The organism is Pseudomonas sp. S30 (assembly GCF_016518545.1).
Lineage (GTDB): Bacteria > Pseudomonadota > Gammaproteobacteria > Pseudomonadales > Pseudomonadaceae > Aquipseudomonas.
In genome coordinates, this window is sequence record NZ_JACVTO010000024.1 from 26,131 (window position 1) to 41,005 (window position 14,875).

Below are 14,875 nucleotides of genomic sequence, written 5' to 3' on the forward strand. Positions count from 1 at the left end.
TTTTATGCTCGGTCCAGGCTTGGGAAGCAATAGCGAAAGCTCTTACGAACTTTTGAGAACTTTCATCCTTTCAAAAACTTTATTCCAGAAATGCTCCTTTCTACCCTGACGCACACCACAACTCGAACTGACGCGCAGGACTATTCGCATGAGCTCCCCTGGTCGGCGGTTGCTTGTCTTACTTGCACTGATGACGCTACTGGGCGTGTTCCCGGTGGATGTAGTGCTTCCTTCGCTTCAAGCCTTGAGCCAGGAGTTCTCCGTCAGCCTCGCGAGCGCCTCGTACTCCGTCAGCTTGTTTGCGATCGGGGTGGCCGTCTCGCAGTGCGCAATCGGGCCCTTGTCAGATCGAATAGGTCGCAAGAGGCTACTACAGGCAGGGCTGTACGCCGCGATCATCGGCGCGCTCGGCTGCGCCCTCTCTGACAACTACGCGAGTTTTACAGCCTTCAGGCTACTTCAAGCACTTGGCTGCGGATGCTTCGCCTTGAGTCAGGCTATCATTCAGGATAGGTACACGGGGTCCAGGCGCAACACCCTGAGAATAATTCTGATTACAGCCAGCGGGCTGTTCATCTCCACCGCGCCCCTGGCGGGTAGCGTGTTGCAAAACCTGTTGGGCTGGCAGGGAAGCTTCTATGTGTTCAGTGCTTTTGCCTGCCTGGCGATCGTGCTGTGTGCCAGGGAACTGGAGAACACCCGCCCAACGGCCCCTGTGCCCGGCGCGATGAAAAGCTATGGCCTCCTGGTTCGCGACCTCCGCTTCCTGGCCTACTCACTATTTTCTGCGTTCGCCTTCGCCTGCCATTTTTCCTTCATCGTCGTCTCACCCTTACTACTCATGGACCACCTGGGACTCTCCAAATACGGTTTTTCGATGGTCTTTCTCGGCTACGGCTGTGCCTACCTGGGAGGTGGCATCCTCGCCAGTGCGATCAGCCGGCGAGCACCGGCACACTCTCAGATCCGCATTGGCCTCGGGCTCATCGGTGTGGCAGGTGGATTGCTGGTGGTGTGGCTCACAGTGACCACGCTGTCGATCATGGCGCTCCTGGTACCCATGGTGATCTGCACGGCAGGCACCACGATCCTCAGGCCCGCGGCGACCTGCGCTGCAATGGGGCGTCACCCTGACCGCGCAGGTGCTGCGGCGGCGCTGAGCAATACGTTGGTGTTCGCAATCGGAGGGCTGGCGAGTGGACTGATTGCGCTGATGGAAACCCGCCTGCCGATGAGCCTGGGCTTCGGCTTCATCGGCGTGAGCCTGTGCGGCGCGTGGGTGCTCAAAGCTGTCTCGCAGCCTGCGAGCGAAGCCGTTGCCTGAGTCGAGGGCATGCCGCCCACGCCCAGGCTCGGCCACCCTGGCCGTTCTGCCACCACAACCTTGCCCTGCCTTACAGCTCCAGCACCATCGAGGCGATGCCGAAGTAGATCAGCACGCCCACCGCATCGGCGATGGAGGTCACCAGCGGCCCGCTGGCCGTGGCAGGGTCGAGTTTCAGGCGGCTCAGCATGAATGGCAGGCTCATGCCGATCAGGCTGCCGATCAGCACGATCACCAGCATGCTGGTGGCGACGATGAGGGCGATGTCCGCACCACCGCGCAGCAGGCCCAGGGACGCCACGGCCACCGCCATGGTCGCACCCAGCGCCAGGGCCACGCCGCACTCGCGCCCCAGCAGCCGCAGCCAGTCACGCAGCACCACCTCGCCCGTGGCCAGGCCACGGACCATCAGGGTCGCCGATTGCGCGCCGGCGTTGCCGCCGCTGTCCACCAGCAGGGGCAGGAAGAACACCAGGGCGATATGCGCGGCGATGGTGTCCTCGAACGCGGCGATGCCCGCCCCGGAGAACAGGTTGCCGAACACCAGCAGCACCAGCCACAGCACCCGCTTGCGGTACATCAGGCCGAGCGTGGCATCCTTGAGATTACCGATGTGGTTGGTGATGGAGGCGCCCTTGTGGAAATCTTCGGTGGCTTCCTGCACCACCACATCCAACGCCTCGTCGCAGGTGACGATGCCCACCAGGCGCCCGAGCTCGTCCAGCACCGGCAGCGCCAGCAGGTCGTGCTGACGGATCAGACGCGCCACCTCCTCCTGCCGCGTGGCGGTGGTCACGCAGATGACCTTGCGCACCATGAGGGTGTCGATCGGCTGTTCCGGCGGGGCCAGGATCAACTCACGCAGCGACAGCGTACCGAGCAGGTTGCGCGCGGCATCCACAACGTAGGATTGGTAGATGGTCTCGGCGTCGGCCGCTTCGCGGCGCAGCATGTCGATGGCCTGGCTGGCACTGAGGCCGCTGTCCAGGTGCGAATACTGGCTGATCATCAGCGCGCCGGCCGTGCCCGGCTCGTAGGCGTCCAGCTCGAGAAAGCGATCGCGCTGCGCCTGCGCAGCCTGGCGCAGTTCGAGTGGATTGCCGAGCAGCGATGGGGTCTGTTGCATGGGAGGGTCTCCAGGCGCCGCTGCGGGCGACCGAAGACTCCGCCCATCGGCGGCTCAAGCCTTCGGCAGCCCGGGCGACGGCGCGCTCAGTGCCAGAATGCAGGTTCTCGAAGAACTGAAACTGGGAAGGTCCATTGAGGTAGTGACTCATCGAGCCGCACATGCGGCGCGGCGGATGTTAGCCAAGTCGGTGACTGCCGTCAGTCGCGAATGCCCCATATTGGCAGCTTTCAGAAATGCCCTACCGGCACGCTGCAAGATGATTACCTGGGCACCCCAAGGTCGTGTGCGACATGATGGTTATTGGCGATCACGTTCGCGATCAGCGACTCGCCAGGGAAGTCCGCCATGATGATGCCGACGGTTCGCTTGGCTGTACCGGCCTCGTTCAGCTTCTTCAGGTCATCGCGCGTGAGCACGTTGGTGCCCTCGAACGAAATGGTGCAGATGCGCATCACGCAGGTGGTCCTGGGGAAGCTGGTGTACCAGGCTATGTCGCCGACGCTCACCAGCCCAGTGGACAATCTGGGCGCATCGGTGCCGGGCGAGACATGGCCGCTTGCCACGAAATAGGGAAAGGCGCCTCCGCTACCGGACAGGTAGTTCACATAGAAGGTATGGGGGTTGCCGGCAGCCGCTCGGTACAACTGGTGCATGACCTTGATGTACTTGTCATGCAAAGACCAGTTGGTGCTCAGCGCATAGTCGTCCTGGATGTCGAAACTGGCGTAGCTCAGCCCGTAGGGATTGAGATTGCCGATATTGGACAGCAGCACGAATTTCCCACGCACCTCACCCAACGTGATGTCACGCCGCGGCGCTGGCAGGTAGAACGCCTCATAGCGCTGCATGTAGTTCTTGAACACCTGCTCCAGACTGATATGTACATCGGGGTCGGGCGTGTGCTCTTCACGAAGCCGAAACAGCACGGTTTCGCTGGGGTTCTCCTTGAGAAACCGAGCGATGGATTCCAGTGCCGAACCGAACATCTTGTCGAGGTAGACCGGCCCGTGGTGCAGCGCCAGCGAGCTGCCGGTACGTCTTACGCGCAGATCCAGTACTCGAATGCCGTATTCGAGCTGCTGGTCGAAGTCGAGTGTCTGGGTCACGATGACGTCATCGGCGATCGGGAACACGTGCTTGTTGAAGGTGGCCGAGTCATGGGTTCCCGGGATCGCCAGTTCACTGAGCATCACGTCATCGCGGATATCCTTCATCCAGCGACGCTTGTCGCTGAAGCGATCCTTCGCAGAATGTGAATAGGCATCGTCATCATGGGCCGTGGCCGTGTTGCACAGGAGCATGAGCACACAGACAAGCCAGGCAAGGGCGCGGGGGGCATGCATGGTAGAGCTCTCCAGGTTTCCAGCGATGGGTGTCCAGCGTAGGGGCCGCAGCACTGGCGCGGCGGTACATAGCTGTGCGAACGCCCAAGGATCACCCGCCAGCCAGTGACCGCACCTCGGTTCGCAGGCGCTTGCGCATTCCTTCCACGCGCCAGCGGTGTAGAATCGAGCTATTCATCGCCAGTCATCCCCGGCGGGTTTATGAGCTCTGGTCGAGCCCGCGGCGATCCCGCACGGTCATCGGCCCCACTCCGTGCCAGCGGCAACCGGCTTCGGCGCACTGGAAGAGAGAAGCTCACTCCCCAATTCGTGACCTGATCAAGCCGCCAGGAGTGCTTCATGCCTGATTACCGTTCCAAGACTTCCACCCACGGCCGCAACATGGCCGGTGCACGTGCGCTGTGGCGCGCCACCGGCATGAAGGACGACGACTTCAAGAAGCCGATCATCGCCATCGCCAACTCCTTCACCCAGTTCGTCCCGGGGCATGTGCACCTCAAGGACCTGGGTCAGCTGGTCGCCCGCGAGATCGAGCGTGCCGGCGGCGTGGCCAAGGAGTTCAACACCATCGCCGTGGACGATGGCATCGCCATGGGCCACGACGGCATGCTGTACTCGCTGCCCAGCCGCGAGATCATCGCCGATGCGGTCGAGTACATGGTCAACGCCCACTGCGCCGATGCCCTGGTGTGCATCTCCAACTGCGACAAGATCACCCCCGGCATGCTGATGGCCGCCCTGCGCCTGAACATCCCGGTGATCTTCGTTTCCGGCGGGCCGATGGAAGCCGGCAAGACCAAGCTGGCCAGTCACGGGCTGGACTTGGTGGATGCGATGGTCATCGCCGCCGACACCTCGGCCTCCGACGAAAAGGTCGCCGAATACGAGCGCAGCGCCTGTCCGACCTGCGGTTCGTGCTCCGGCATGTTCACCGCCAACTCGATGAACTGCCTCACCGAAGCGCTGGGCCTGGCCCTGCCGGGCAATGGCTCGACCCTGGCCACCCACGCCGACCGTGAACAGCTGTTCCTCACCGCCGGGCGCACCATCGTCGAGCTGTGCAAGCGCTATTACGGCGAAAACGACGATTCTGTGCTGCCGCGCAGCATCGCCAACTTCAAGGCGTTCGAGAACGCCATGATGCTCGACATCGCCATGGGCGGGTCCACCAACACCATCCTGCACCTGCTGGCGGCCGCCCAGGAAGCCGAAGTCGCGTTCGACCTGCGCGACATCGACCGCCTGTCGCGCACGGTGCCGCAGCTGTGCAAGGTGGCGCCGAACATCCAGAAGTACCACATGGAAGACGTCCACCGCGCCGGCGGCATTTTCAGCATCCTCGGCTCGCTGGCCCGCGGTGGCCTGCTGCACACCGACCTGCCGACCGTGCACAGCCGCAGCATGGAAGAGGCCATCGCCAAGTGGGACATCACCCAGACCGACGACGAGGCCGTGCACACCTTCTTCAAGGCCGGCCCGGCCGGCATTCCGACCCAGACTGCGTTCAGCCAGTCCACGCGCTGGGACAGCCTCGACGACGACCGTGAAAACGGCTGCATTCGCAGCGTCGAGCACGCTTATTCGAAGGAGGGCGGCCTGGCCGTGCTGTACGGCAACATCGCGCTGGACGGCTGCGTGGTGAAGACGGCGGGCGTGGACGAGTCGATCCATGTGTTCGAAGGCAACGCGAAGATCTTCGAGAGCCAGGACAGCGCCGTGCGCGGCATCCTCGCCGACCAGGTGCAGGCCGGCGATATCGTGATCATCCGCTACGAAGGTCCCAAGGGTGGTCCGGGCATGCAGGAAATGCTCTATCCCACCTCGTACCTGAAGTCCAAGGGGCTGGGCAAAGCCTGCGCCCTGCTCACCGACGGCCGCTTCTCCGGCGGTACCTCGGGGCTGTCGATCGGCCATGCCTCGCCGGAAGCTGCTGCCGGCGGCGCCATCGGTCTGGTGATGGACGGCGACAAGGTTTTGATCGACATTCCCAACCGTTCGATCAACCTGCTGGTGAGCGACGAGACGCTGGCGGCGCGCCGAGCCGAACAGGACAAGAAGGGCTGGAAACCGGCTGAAGCGCGCCCGCGCAAGGTGACCACCGCCCTCAAGGCCTATGCACTGCTGGCCACCAGCGCCGACAAGGGCGCGGTCCGCAACAAGGCCCTGCTCGACGGGCTCTGATCGCATCCCGGCCTGCAAAAAAACCGGCGCCCCGTGCGCCGGTTTTTTTGTGTGACGCGGTTACAGCGGCAAGCAGGTGGTCGATTTGATCTCCGACAGCGCCACGATCGAGTTCACCTCTTGAATGCCGGGCACGTTGGACAGCGTTTCAAAGAAGAAGCGCTCGTACGCCTCGATGTCGGCCGTGACGATGCGCAGCAGGAAATCCACCGATCCCATCAGCACATAGCATTCCAGTACTTCGGGAAAACCGCGAATCGCCTCGGTGAATTCGGTGAAATTCGAGCGCCCGTGGGCATTGAGTTTTATTTCCGCGAAGATCTGCGTATTCAGGCCGATCTTGCGTCGATCCAGCAGGGTGACCTGGCCGCGGATGATCCCCTCGTCTTTCAGGCGCTGAATTCTCCGCCAGCATGGCGACTGCGACAGGCCGATGCGCTCGGCGATCTGTGCACTGGAAAGCGATGCATCCTCCTGCAGCAGTGCCAGAATGCGACGATCGTAGGCATCCAATTCGCTCTGCATGTTTCATTCTCTAATCGTTATAAAAAGACTCATGCAATTCGCGTGAGCTGATAAACCGACTGATAATAGCGAAGAAATTCCGGTTTCAACCAGGGAAAATGCGTTCATCCATCTGGAGAATCCCATGAACGCACTTCAACGTCCCGATACTCCAGCACGCAGCGATGCCTGGGCCGCCAGCGCCCATCTCACGGACGTTCGCTATCGCCTGGCGATCGAGGCCGAGCCGGACAGCCTGTGCCGAGTACTCAACCTGTTCGCCCTGCAAGGCCTGACACCCCACAGTATGCAGGTGACCCAGCATGACGACCTGCTGCATCTGGAAATCGGTATCGCCGGACTGAGCTGGCACCGTGCCGGGGTGATCGCGCAGAAGATGCGCAACCTGGTGTGTGCAGAACAGGTGCTGCTTGAAAGCGCGCCAAGGCTTGCGGGGGTGTCCACTGGCTGAGGCGCGCTGGCCGGCGCCAGGCTGCAAGATCCGGAAACCAGTTTTCCAGACCTGGACTCACCTCATGGCTAAGCTTGCTCGGGCCAACGACTAACCGGCAAGGATGCCGCCATGTACCACGCCCACGATCACAGCCTGGACCTCAATCGCCTGCTTGAAACCCTGCTCGACGAGCAGCGCCTGGAGCCGGGCGATACGCTGAAGGTACTGGAACAGGCCAGGAACACAGCGCTCCACCCTCTCGAACTTCTCGCCAACCTGAACCTGACGGACCGCCAGCGACCGGATTGCATACTGGATTTGGACACGCTGTGCCAATGGCTGGCAGACAAGACCGGTCAGGTATATCGGCGTCTGGACCCGCTGAAAATCGACCTGGCGCGCGTCAATGGGCTGATTTCGCCAGCGTTCGCGCGCTGTCACGGCATCATGGCCGTGGCGCGGGACGAACGTGGAGTGACCGTGGCCAGTGCTCAACCCTACCAGCGTGGATGGGAAGCGGACCTGGCACGCAGCCTCGGCCTGCCCATCCGCCGGGTGCTGGCCAACCCGGTGCAGCTTCGCCAGCTCACCCACACCTGCGAGCACCTGGCGCAGTCCATCCAGGGAGCGCAGCGCCAGGGTGCCAGCCTGGGCGCGCTGGAGCATTTGCTCGAACAGGGCGCCAGCGCTTGCAGCGATACTGTCGACGACGCGCACATCGTGCATATCGCCGACTGGCTGGTGGCCTATGCGGTGGAACAGCGAGCCAGCGATATCCACCTGGAGCCGCGTCAGGATCAAGGGCGACTTCGCTATCGCATCGACGGCCTGCTGCACACTGTCTATGGCTTTCCGGCCAGCGTGACCCTGGCGCTGGTCAGTCGCCTCAAGCACCTCGCACGCATGGACGTGGCGCAGAAGCGCCGGCCCCAGGACGGGCGTCTGCGCAGCCGCCTGGCCGGCGGCAAGGAGGTGGAGTTGCGCCTTTCCACCCTGCCCACCCCGTTCGGAGAGAAACTGGTGCTAAGGCTGTTCGACCCCGAGCAACTGCACGAAAGTTTCGAACGCCTGGGGCTCGATGGCGCGTTGCTCGCCCAATGGCACGCCCTGTTGAGCAGGCGCCAGGGCATCATCCTGCTCACAGGCCCGACCGGCTCGGGCAAGACCAGCACGCTGTATGCCAGCCTCAAGCATCTGGCCACCCCCGAGGTGAATCTGTGCACCATCGAGGACCCCATCGAACGACTGGAGCCGGGCTTCAATCAGTTGCAGGTCCAGCCGAGCCTGGACCTGACCTTCGCCAATGGCGTGCGCGCCCTGCTGCGCCAAGATCCGGACATCATCATGATCGGCGAGATTCGCGATCGCGAGACGGCCCAGGTGGCGGTCCAGGCGGCCCTGACCGGTCACCTGGTGCTCTCCACCCTGCACACCAACGACGCATGCGCTGCGGTGACCCGCTTGCAGGAGCTGGGTGTGGCTGACTACCTGATCAAGGCCACCCTGGTGGCAGTGATGGCCCAGCGCCTGATCAGGACCTTCTGCACCGATTGCCGGGGACAGCTTCACAACGCAGACGGGTCATGTAGGACATGTCGCGGAACGGGGTATCTGGGGCGCACGGGACTGTTCGAATTGCTGGTGCTCTGCGAAGCTTTGCGTGCTCGCATCGCCACCCGAACCGACCTGGACAGCTTTCGTCACCAAGCGTTGGCACACGGCATGCGGGATCTGCGCCGGTGCGGCGAGGAGAAGGTTGCGCAAGGCCTGACCAGCCTGCAGGAGGTGTTTAGGGTGTGCGGCTGAACGTGCTGCCCTGCACCTCCAGGAACTTGCTCCCGGCCCGGCGATCAAAAGCGCGCTTTTGCGCCCTAACCTCCCGAGGTATCTTCCATGCGTGTCAAAACCCTTCTCGCAGCCGCCTTGCTGTCCCTGCCGCTTGGCTCGGCCATGGCCGACGGTATGTTGCGCGGCATCCTCTCGTCGGGCGCGACCACCGGCTCCACGTACATGACATTCAAGGACCACAAGCTGGTCGCCGCCGCACAGGACGATGCGGGCAGCTTCGTGGCCAGTGGGGGGAACATCCGCGGCCCCTACCTGGAGGCGGCGATGCGTCAGGTACGGGCCGACAATCCAGGTGTGCAAGCCAGCGACATGGAGTTGGCGAACGCCATTCTGAGCCGCAACCTCGCCACCCAGTGAGTCGCGTCGGCTAGAAGCAGGGGCAGCGTGCTCGCTGCCCCGTCCCTCACTCGCCGATGGCCGCCTTGTAGGCGTTGGCGTCCAGCAGGTTCTCCAGCTGTGCCTTTTCGCTGGGTTCGAGCTTGAAGATCCAGGCGTCGTAGGGGTGCTCGTTGAGCTGTTCCGGGCTGTCGGCCAGCGCTTCGTTGACGGCGATCACTTTTCCAGCGATCGGCGCGTAGATGTCCGAAGCGGCCTTGACCGACTCCACCACGCCGGCGGCCTCACCGGCGGCGAACACCTTGCCGACTTCTGCCAGCTCGACGAAGACCACGTCACCCAGGGCTTCCTGGGCATGGTCACTGATGCCCACGGTGACGCTGCCGTCGGCCTCCAGGCGGGCCCACTCGTGGCTTTCGGCGAAACGCAGTTCGGCGGGAATGCTGCTCATGTGTCGTTTTCCTCGGATTGGCTCAGCGGCTACCGCCGTGAAGGGTTCAGATCAGAATTTTGCCATGGCGCACGAAGGTGGGCTTGACCACCCGCACCGGGTACCACTTGCCACGAATTTCCACCTCGGCGCGGTCACCCGTGGCGATGGGGACGCGCGCCAGCGCGATGGATTTGCTCAGCGTAGGGGAGAAACTACCACTGGTAATCTCCCCTTCGCCAATTCCGGCGACACGAACGGGCTGATGAGCGCGAAGGACGCCGCGCTCCTCCAGCACCAGGCCGACCAGTTTTTCCTGCACGCCGCGCTCGATCTCGGCCAGCAGGCCAGCGCGACCGATGAAATCCCGTTCGGCCGGCTCCCAGGCGATGCTCCAGCCGAGGTTGGAGGTCAGCGGCGTATGGGTTTCGTCAATGTCCTGGCCATAGAGGTTCATTCCCGCTTCGAGGCGCAGGGTGTCGCGGGCACCAAGACCACTGGGGGCGATGCCGGCGCCGACCAGATCGTAGAAGAAGGTGGCGGCCTGGTCGCCAGGCAGGATGATTTCCAGGCCGTCCTCGCCGGTATAGCCGGTACGGGCAATGAACCAGTCGCCTTCGGCCTGCCCCTCGAACACCCCCAGCTCTCGGATCAGCGCCGCCCGCGCGGCGCTCAGCAACGAGGCGACCTTCTGGCGCGCCAGCGGACCCTGGATGGCGAGGATGGCCAGCGCCTGCGGCGTGAGCTGCACCGAGAACCCTTCACGGCAGCGCTCCAGCCAGGCCAGGACCTTCACGCGAGTGGCTGCGTTGGCCACCAGCCGGTAGCCGGATTCGGTGCGGTAGACGATAAGGTCGTCGACGATGCCCCCCTGCTCATCGAGCAGCGGACTGTAGAGCGCCTTGCCAGCGCGACCCAGGCGCGCTACGTCGTTGGCCAGCAGGTAACGCAGCCACGCGGTGGCGTCTGCGCCGTGAAGGTCGATGACACTCATATGGGAAACGTCGAACACGCCGCAATCACGGCGGACCTGGTGGTGTTCTTCGACCTGGGAGCCGTAATGAAGGGGCATGTCCCAACCACCGAAATCGACCGTCTTGGCGCCCAGCGCCAGGTGCAGGTCGTACAGGGGCGTGCGCTGTCCCATGGGTTTCTCCTTCCGGGCGTGGCGAGGCAGAGGCGTCCGATGCGGTGCGATCGATGTCAGGGGATACGCAACCGGTCTCTGCGAGTGCCGCGCATTGTAGCGGCAAGGGCCGAGGCTGACACCCTCAGCGCGCCTGTCCGGGCCGACGCGCGGAGCGGCGAATCAGCGCAATGACCGGCAGCAACCCCACCAGCACCAGTGTCAGTGCCGGTAGCGAGGCGCGTGCCCACTCACCTTCGCTGGTCATCTCGAATACCCGCACGGCCAGCGTATCCCAGCCGAACGGGCGCATGAGCAGGGTTGCCGGCATTTCCTTGAGCACGTCGACGAACACCAGCAAGGCGGCGCTCAGCACGCCAGGCACCAGCAGTGGCAGATAAACCTTGAAAAACAATCGCGGGCCAGAGACGCCGAGGCTGCGCGAAGCTTCCGGCAAAGAGGGCCGGATACGCGCCAGCCCGCTTTCCAGAGGTCCATAGGCCACGGCGATGAATCTCACCAGATAAGCCAACAGCAACGCCGACACGCTGCCCAGCAACAGCGGCTTGCCAGCCCCGCCCAACCAACTGGACAAGGGTATCACCAGCCGGTTATCCAAATAGCTGAAGGCCAGCATGATCGACACCGCCAGGACCGATCCGGGCAAGGCGTAGCCCAGATTGGCGACCGCCACACCAGCGCCGATCGCTCGGCTGGAGCATTGCCGACGGGCGAAAGCCAGCAGCAGTGCCACGCACACCGTGATGAAGGCGGCCATGGCGCCCAGATAGAGCGTGTGCAGGATCAATCCGACGTAGCGTTCGTCCAGATCATGACGGCCACGCTGCCAGCACCACGCCAACAGCTGCAGCACCGGGATGACGAACGCGCAGGCGAACACCAGCAGACACCAGCCACTGGCAGCCACGGCCTTCAGACCGCTCAGGCGATACAGCGCCTGAGCGCGCGGTCTCTCGCTGGGGCTACGCGTCGCACCTCGGGCCCGGCGCTCGCCATACAGCACCAGCATCACCGCCAGCAGCAGGAGGCTGGCCAGCTGCGCCGCACTGGACAGGCTGAAGAAGCCATACCAGGTCTTGTAGATGGCCGTGGTGAAGGTGTCGAAGTTGAACACTGCCACTGCGCCGAAGTCCGCCAGGGTTTCCATCAGCGCCAGAGCGATGCCGGCTGCGATGGCCGGCCGCGCCATGGGCAGCGCAACCCGCCAGAAGGCTTGCAGGGGCGTCTGACCGAGCACCCGTGCCGCCTCCATCAGGCCGCGGCCCTGGGCAAGGAATGCGCTGCGTGCCAGCAGGTACACATAGGGGTAGAACACCAGCACCAGCACCACGATCACCCCGCCGGTGGAACGCACCCGTGGCAGGCGTAGCGGCCCGAACACCTCGCGCAGCGCGCTCTGCACAGGACCTGCGAAATCCAGCAGCCCGACGAAGACGAACGCCAGGACATAGGCAGGTATGGCGAAGGGCAACATCAGCGCCCAGTCGAGCCAGCGTCTGCCGGGAAACTCGCACAGGCTGGTGAGCCACGCCAGGCTCACGCCGAGCAGCGTCACGCCGATACCGACCCCGAGCACCAGCGTCAGGGTGTTGCCCAGCAGGCGGGTTATCTGGGTGTCGAGCAGGTGCGACCAGATCTGTGCGTCGATCGACTGCCACGACAGCACCAGTACGCTCAGGGGCAGAAGCACCAGTGCGGCGATGAGCGAGACCGGCAGATACCAGCGGCGTTGGGAGGAGTGGGACACAGCTAGAAATCTCGCTTGCGACGATGACCGCCCTGCACCAGGGCCTTTTCGAGCCCTGAAGCATAAGGCCTTGCGGTCAGTGCCAGCCAGCCCGATCCATCAGGCGGATGGCTTCGGCCTGACGCTTGCCGGCCACTTCCACCGGCAGGCTGTCGGCCTTGAAGCTGCCCCAGGCCGCGACCTCCTCCGACGGCTTGACCTGCGCATTGGCCGGAAACTCCTGGTTGATGTCGGCGAACAGCTTCTGCGCCTGCTCGCCAGTCATCCACTCGACCAGCTTCTTCGCCGCCTCTGGATGGGGTGCGTGCCTGGTCAGGCCGATACCCGACAGGTTGACGTGTACACCGCGGTCGGCCTGGTTGGGCCAGAAGATCTTCACCGGCAGGTTCGGGTCGGCTTTGTGCAAGCGACCATAGTAGTAGGTGTTGACCACGCCGACGTCGCACTGGCCCGCTGCCACGGCCTGGATCACGGCGTTGTCATCGGAGAACACATCGGTGGACAGGTTGTTGACCCAGCCCTTGACCACCCTCTCGGCCTCGGCCTCGCCATGGGCCTGAATCAGCGTGGCCGTGAGCGACTGGTTATAGACCTTCTTCGCCGTTCGCAGGCACAGGCGGCCTTCCCATTTCGCATCGGCCAGCGCCTCGTAGGTGCTCAGCTCGGACGGCTCGACCCGGTCGCTGGCGTAGACGATGGTGCGCGCCCGCAGGCTCAGACCTGTCCAGGCATGGGAGGCAGCGCGGTATTGAGGAGGAATGTTGCGGTCGATGATGTCCGACTCGATCGGTTGCAGGATACCCATCTGCTCGGCCTGCCACAGGTTGCCGGCATCGACCGTGAGCAGCAGGTCGGCTACGCCGTTCTGCCCTTCGGCCTTGATGCGCTGCATCAAGGGCGCTTCCTTGTCGGTGATGAACTTGACCTTGACACCCGTCTGGGCCGTGTAGGCATCGAAGACCGGCTTGATCAGCTCGTCGATGCGCGAGGAATACACCACCACTTCGTCGTCGGCCGCCTGAGCGGTGCCTGTGAACAGGGTCAGCGCCAGAGCGGCGAACAGGGGCTTGCGCGGCGACATGCAGGGTGCTCCTCGAAGAAGTGAGGGGCAAAGGGTAGTGAATCTCATTTGCCCACTCACCCCTGGAGCAGTTACCGGATGTTGCAGCGGTGTCGGCGACCTCTCGGCCACAGGCGCCGGCAGCCGGTTGCTCAGGCCTTGGCCAGCGCCGGCAGATCACCGCTCAGGCCCAAGGCCTGACGCACGAACAAGGCCTTGGCCCCTGGCAGGTCCTGGACCTGCTTCAGTCCGGCGTTGCGCAGCCAGCGCAGCGCCAGCGAATCGGCCTGGAACAGCCGCTCGAAACCCTCCATCGCGGCCATCAGGCCCAGGTTGTGCGGCATGCGCCGGCGCTCGTAACGGCTGAGCACCTTCACATCGGCCAGGCGCTCGCCGCGCTCGCTGGCGCGCACCAGTTCCTCGGCCAGCACGGCCGCATCGAGAAAGCCCAGGTTGACCCCCTGCCCCGCCAGCGGATGGATGGTGTGGGCGGCATCGCCGATCAGCACCAGGCCTTCGTCCATATAGCGTTTGGCATGGCGCTGACGCAGCGGCACGCACACGCGCGGGTCGGCCTGCAGCACCTGACCGAGGCGCCCTTCGAAGGCACGCTCCAGGGCCTGGCAGAACCCCGCATCGTCCAGCGCCATGGCCCGCTCGGCCTGCTCGGGCGTGGTCGACCAGACGATCGAGCACCAGTGCTGGCCTTGCTCGTGCACCAAGGGCAGAAAGGCCAGCGGTCCCTGGTCGGTAAAGCGTTGCCAGGCCGTGGCGCGGTGCGCCTCGCTGCAGCGCACGCTGGTGACGATGGCATGGTGCAGGTAGTCCCACTCGCGGGTCTCGCAGCCCGCCAGACGGCGCACGGCCGAGTTGGCGCCGTCCGCGGCGACCACCAGCGGCGCACGCAGGCGCCGACCGTCCGCCAGGGTCACCAGCCACTCGTCACCTGACCGGCGCAGTTGCTCCAGCCGGCCGTTGGGCACCAGGCCGACCTCACTGTCGAGCAGGCATTCCAGCAGGCCATCCTGGACCACGCGGTTCTCGACGATATGGCCGAGGACCGTGGCATGGACGCTGGCGGCGCAGAACTGAATGTGCCCGGTGCCGCTGCCATCCCACACCTGCATGTCCGAGTAGGGCGAGACCCGGCGCCCGGCGATACCCTGCCAGGCGCCAAGACGCTCCAGAATGCGCTGGCTGGCCGCCGACAGAGCACTGACCCGCGGCTCGAAGGCCGCCGCCGCATCGAAGGGTTTGACCGACAACGGCCCGCCATCGACCAGCAGCACCTGCAAGCCACTGTGGCGCAACGCCAGGGCCAGGGCACTGCCGACCATGCCGGCACCGACAATCAACAGATCCGCGCGCATGT

The 14,875-nt window shown here is 64.2% G+C and carries 13 protein-coding genes; 5 read left to right on the forward strand and 8 right to left on the reverse strand.

Going from position 1 to position 14,875, the window contains the following annotated elements:
• The first annotated feature begins 148 nt into the window (after positions 1 to 148).
• On the forward strand, positions 149 to 1,324 hold the full coding sequence (locus tag IAE34_RS21440; RefSeq protein WP_200140959.1) for an MFS transporter: 1,176 nt from the start codon (positions 149 to 151) through the stop codon (positions 1,322 to 1,324).
• A 70-nt stretch (positions 1,325 to 1,394) separates the two neighbouring features.
• Here IAE34_RS21440 and mgtE read toward each other — a convergent pair whose 3' ends face one another.
• A complete protein-coding gene (gene mgtE, locus IAE34_RS21445) occupies positions 1,395 to 2,450 on the reverse strand; it encodes a magnesium transporter (protein ID WP_200140960.1) in 1,056 nt (351 codons plus the stop codon).
• A gap of 263 nt (positions 2,451 to 2,713) precedes the next feature.
• On the reverse strand, positions 2,714 to 3,796 hold the full coding sequence (locus tag IAE34_RS21450; protein ID WP_200140961.1) for a phosphatidylinositol-specific phospholipase C: 1,083 nt from the start codon (positions 3,794 to 3,796) through the stop codon (positions 2,714 to 2,716).
• Between the two features lie 339 nt (positions 3,797 to 4,135).
• On the opposite strand from IAE34_RS21450, the gene ilvD reads away from it, so the two are divergent.
• Complete coding sequence (gene ilvD, locus IAE34_RS21455) at positions 4,136 to 5,977, forward strand: dihydroxy-acid dehydratase (RefSeq protein WP_200140962.1); 1,842 nt, start codon at positions 4,136 to 4,138, stop codon at positions 5,975 to 5,977.
• Positions 5,978 to 6,037: 60 nt separating this feature from the next.
• Here the strand turns inward: ilvD and IAE34_RS21460 are convergent, their stop codons facing one another.
• Positions 6,038 to 6,502 (reverse strand): Lrp/AsnC family transcriptional regulator, encoded by a 465-nt coding sequence (locus IAE34_RS21460; RefSeq protein WP_200140963.1) that lies wholly within the window; start codon positions 6,500 to 6,502, stop codon positions 6,038 to 6,040.
• Between the two features lie 124 nt (positions 6,503 to 6,626).
• On the opposite strand from IAE34_RS21460, the gene IAE34_RS21465 reads away from it, so the two are divergent.
• From IAE34_RS21465 to IAE34_RS21475, 3 genes are all read left to right on the forward strand, one after another.
• Positions 6,627 to 6,953 carry a hypothetical protein gene (locus IAE34_RS21465; protein ID WP_200140964.1) on the forward strand — a complete coding sequence of 109 codons (327 nt, stop codon included), beginning with the start codon at positions 6,627 to 6,629 and terminating at the stop codon, positions 6,951 to 6,953.
• Positions 6,954 to 7,064: 111 nt separating this feature from the next.
• On the forward strand, positions 7,065 to 8,741 hold the full coding sequence (locus IAE34_RS21470; RefSeq protein ID WP_200140965.1) for a GspE/PulE family protein: 1,677 nt from the start codon (positions 7,065 to 7,067) through the stop codon (positions 8,739 to 8,741).
• Positions 8,742 to 8,828: 87 nt separating this feature from the next.
• Positions 8,829 to 9,140, forward strand: a complete 312-nt coding sequence (locus IAE34_RS21475; protein ID WP_200140966.1) for a DUF2388 domain-containing protein — start codon at positions 8,829 to 8,831, stop codon at positions 9,138 to 9,140.
• Positions 9,141 to 9,186: 46 nt separating this feature from the next.
• On the opposite strand, the gene gcvH is transcribed toward IAE34_RS21475, so the two are convergent.
• The 5 genes from gcvH to IAE34_RS21500 form a co-directional block, all read right to left on the reverse strand.
• Positions 9,187 to 9,570 (reverse strand): glycine cleavage system protein GcvH, encoded by a 384-nt coding sequence (gene gcvH / locus IAE34_RS21480; RefSeq protein WP_200140967.1) that lies wholly within the window; start codon positions 9,568 to 9,570, stop codon positions 9,187 to 9,189.
• A gap of 46 nt (positions 9,571 to 9,616) precedes the next feature.
• Complete coding sequence (gcvT, locus tag IAE34_RS21485; RefSeq protein WP_200140968.1) at positions 9,617 to 10,696, reverse strand: glycine cleavage system aminomethyltransferase GcvT; 1,080 nt, start codon at positions 10,694 to 10,696, stop codon at positions 9,617 to 9,619.
• 124 nt (positions 10,697 to 10,820) lie between these two features.
• Entirely contained in the window at positions 10,821 to 12,443 is a 1,623-nt protein-coding gene (locus IAE34_RS21490) for an ABC transporter permease (RefSeq protein ID WP_200140969.1), read from the reverse strand.
• 76 nt (positions 12,444 to 12,519) lie between these two features.
• Positions 12,520 to 13,524, reverse strand: a complete 1,005-nt coding sequence (locus tag IAE34_RS21495) for an extracellular solute-binding protein (RefSeq protein ID WP_200140970.1) — start codon at positions 13,522 to 13,524, stop codon at positions 12,520 to 12,522.
• A 131-nt stretch (positions 13,525 to 13,655) separates the two neighbouring features.
• Positions 13,656 to 14,873 (reverse strand): 2-octaprenyl-3-methyl-6-methoxy-1,4-benzoquinol hydroxylase, encoded by a 1,218-nt coding sequence (locus IAE34_RS21500; RefSeq protein WP_200140998.1) that lies wholly within the window; start codon positions 14,871 to 14,873, stop codon positions 13,656 to 13,658.
• Positions 14,874 to 14,875: the final 2 nt, after the last annotated feature.

Bases quoted from the DNA above. Each gene is read 5' to 3' on its own strand.
- ilvD (WP_200140962.1), top strand. From the start codon at position 4,136: ATGCCTGATTACCGTTCCAAGACTTCCACCCACGGCCGCAACATGGCC.
- IAE34_RS21500 (WP_200140998.1), bottom strand. From the start codon at position 14,873: ATGCGCGCGGATCTGTTGATTGTCGGTGCCGGCATGGTCGGCAGTGCC.
- IAE34_RS21460 (WP_200140963.1), bottom strand. From the start codon at position 6,502: ATGCAGAGCGAATTGGATGCCTACGATCGTCGCATTCTGGCACTGCTG.
- IAE34_RS21495 (WP_200140970.1), bottom strand. From the start codon at position 13,524: ATGTCGCCGCGCAAGCCCCTGTTCGCCGCTCTGGCGCTGACCCTGTTC.
- gcvH (WP_200140967.1), bottom strand. From the start codon at position 9,570: ATGAGCAGCATTCCCGCCGAACTGCGTTTCGCCGAAAGCCACGAGTGG.
- IAE34_RS21450 (WP_200140961.1), bottom strand. From the start codon at position 3,796: ATGCATGCCCCCCGCGCCCTTGCCTGGCTTGTCTGTGTGCTCATGCTC.
- IAE34_RS21475 (WP_200140966.1), top strand. From the start codon at position 8,829: ATGCGTGTCAAAACCCTTCTCGCAGCCGCCTTGCTGTCCCTGCCGCTT.
- mgtE (WP_200140960.1), bottom strand. From the start codon at position 2,450: ATGCAACAGACCCCATCGCTGCTCGGCAATCCACTCGAACTGCGCCAG.
- IAE34_RS21470 (WP_200140965.1), top strand. From the start codon at position 7,065: ATGTACCACGCCCACGATCACAGCCTGGACCTCAATCGCCTGCTTGAA.
- IAE34_RS21465 (WP_200140964.1), top strand. From the start codon at position 6,627: ATGAACGCACTTCAACGTCCCGATACTCCAGCACGCAGCGATGCCTGG.
- gcvT (WP_200140968.1), bottom strand. From the start codon at position 10,696: ATGGGACAGCGCACGCCCCTGTACGACCTGCACCTGGCGCTGGGCGCC.
- IAE34_RS21440 (WP_200140959.1), top strand. From the start codon at position 149: ATGAGCTCCCCTGGTCGGCGGTTGCTTGTCTTACTTGCACTGATGACG.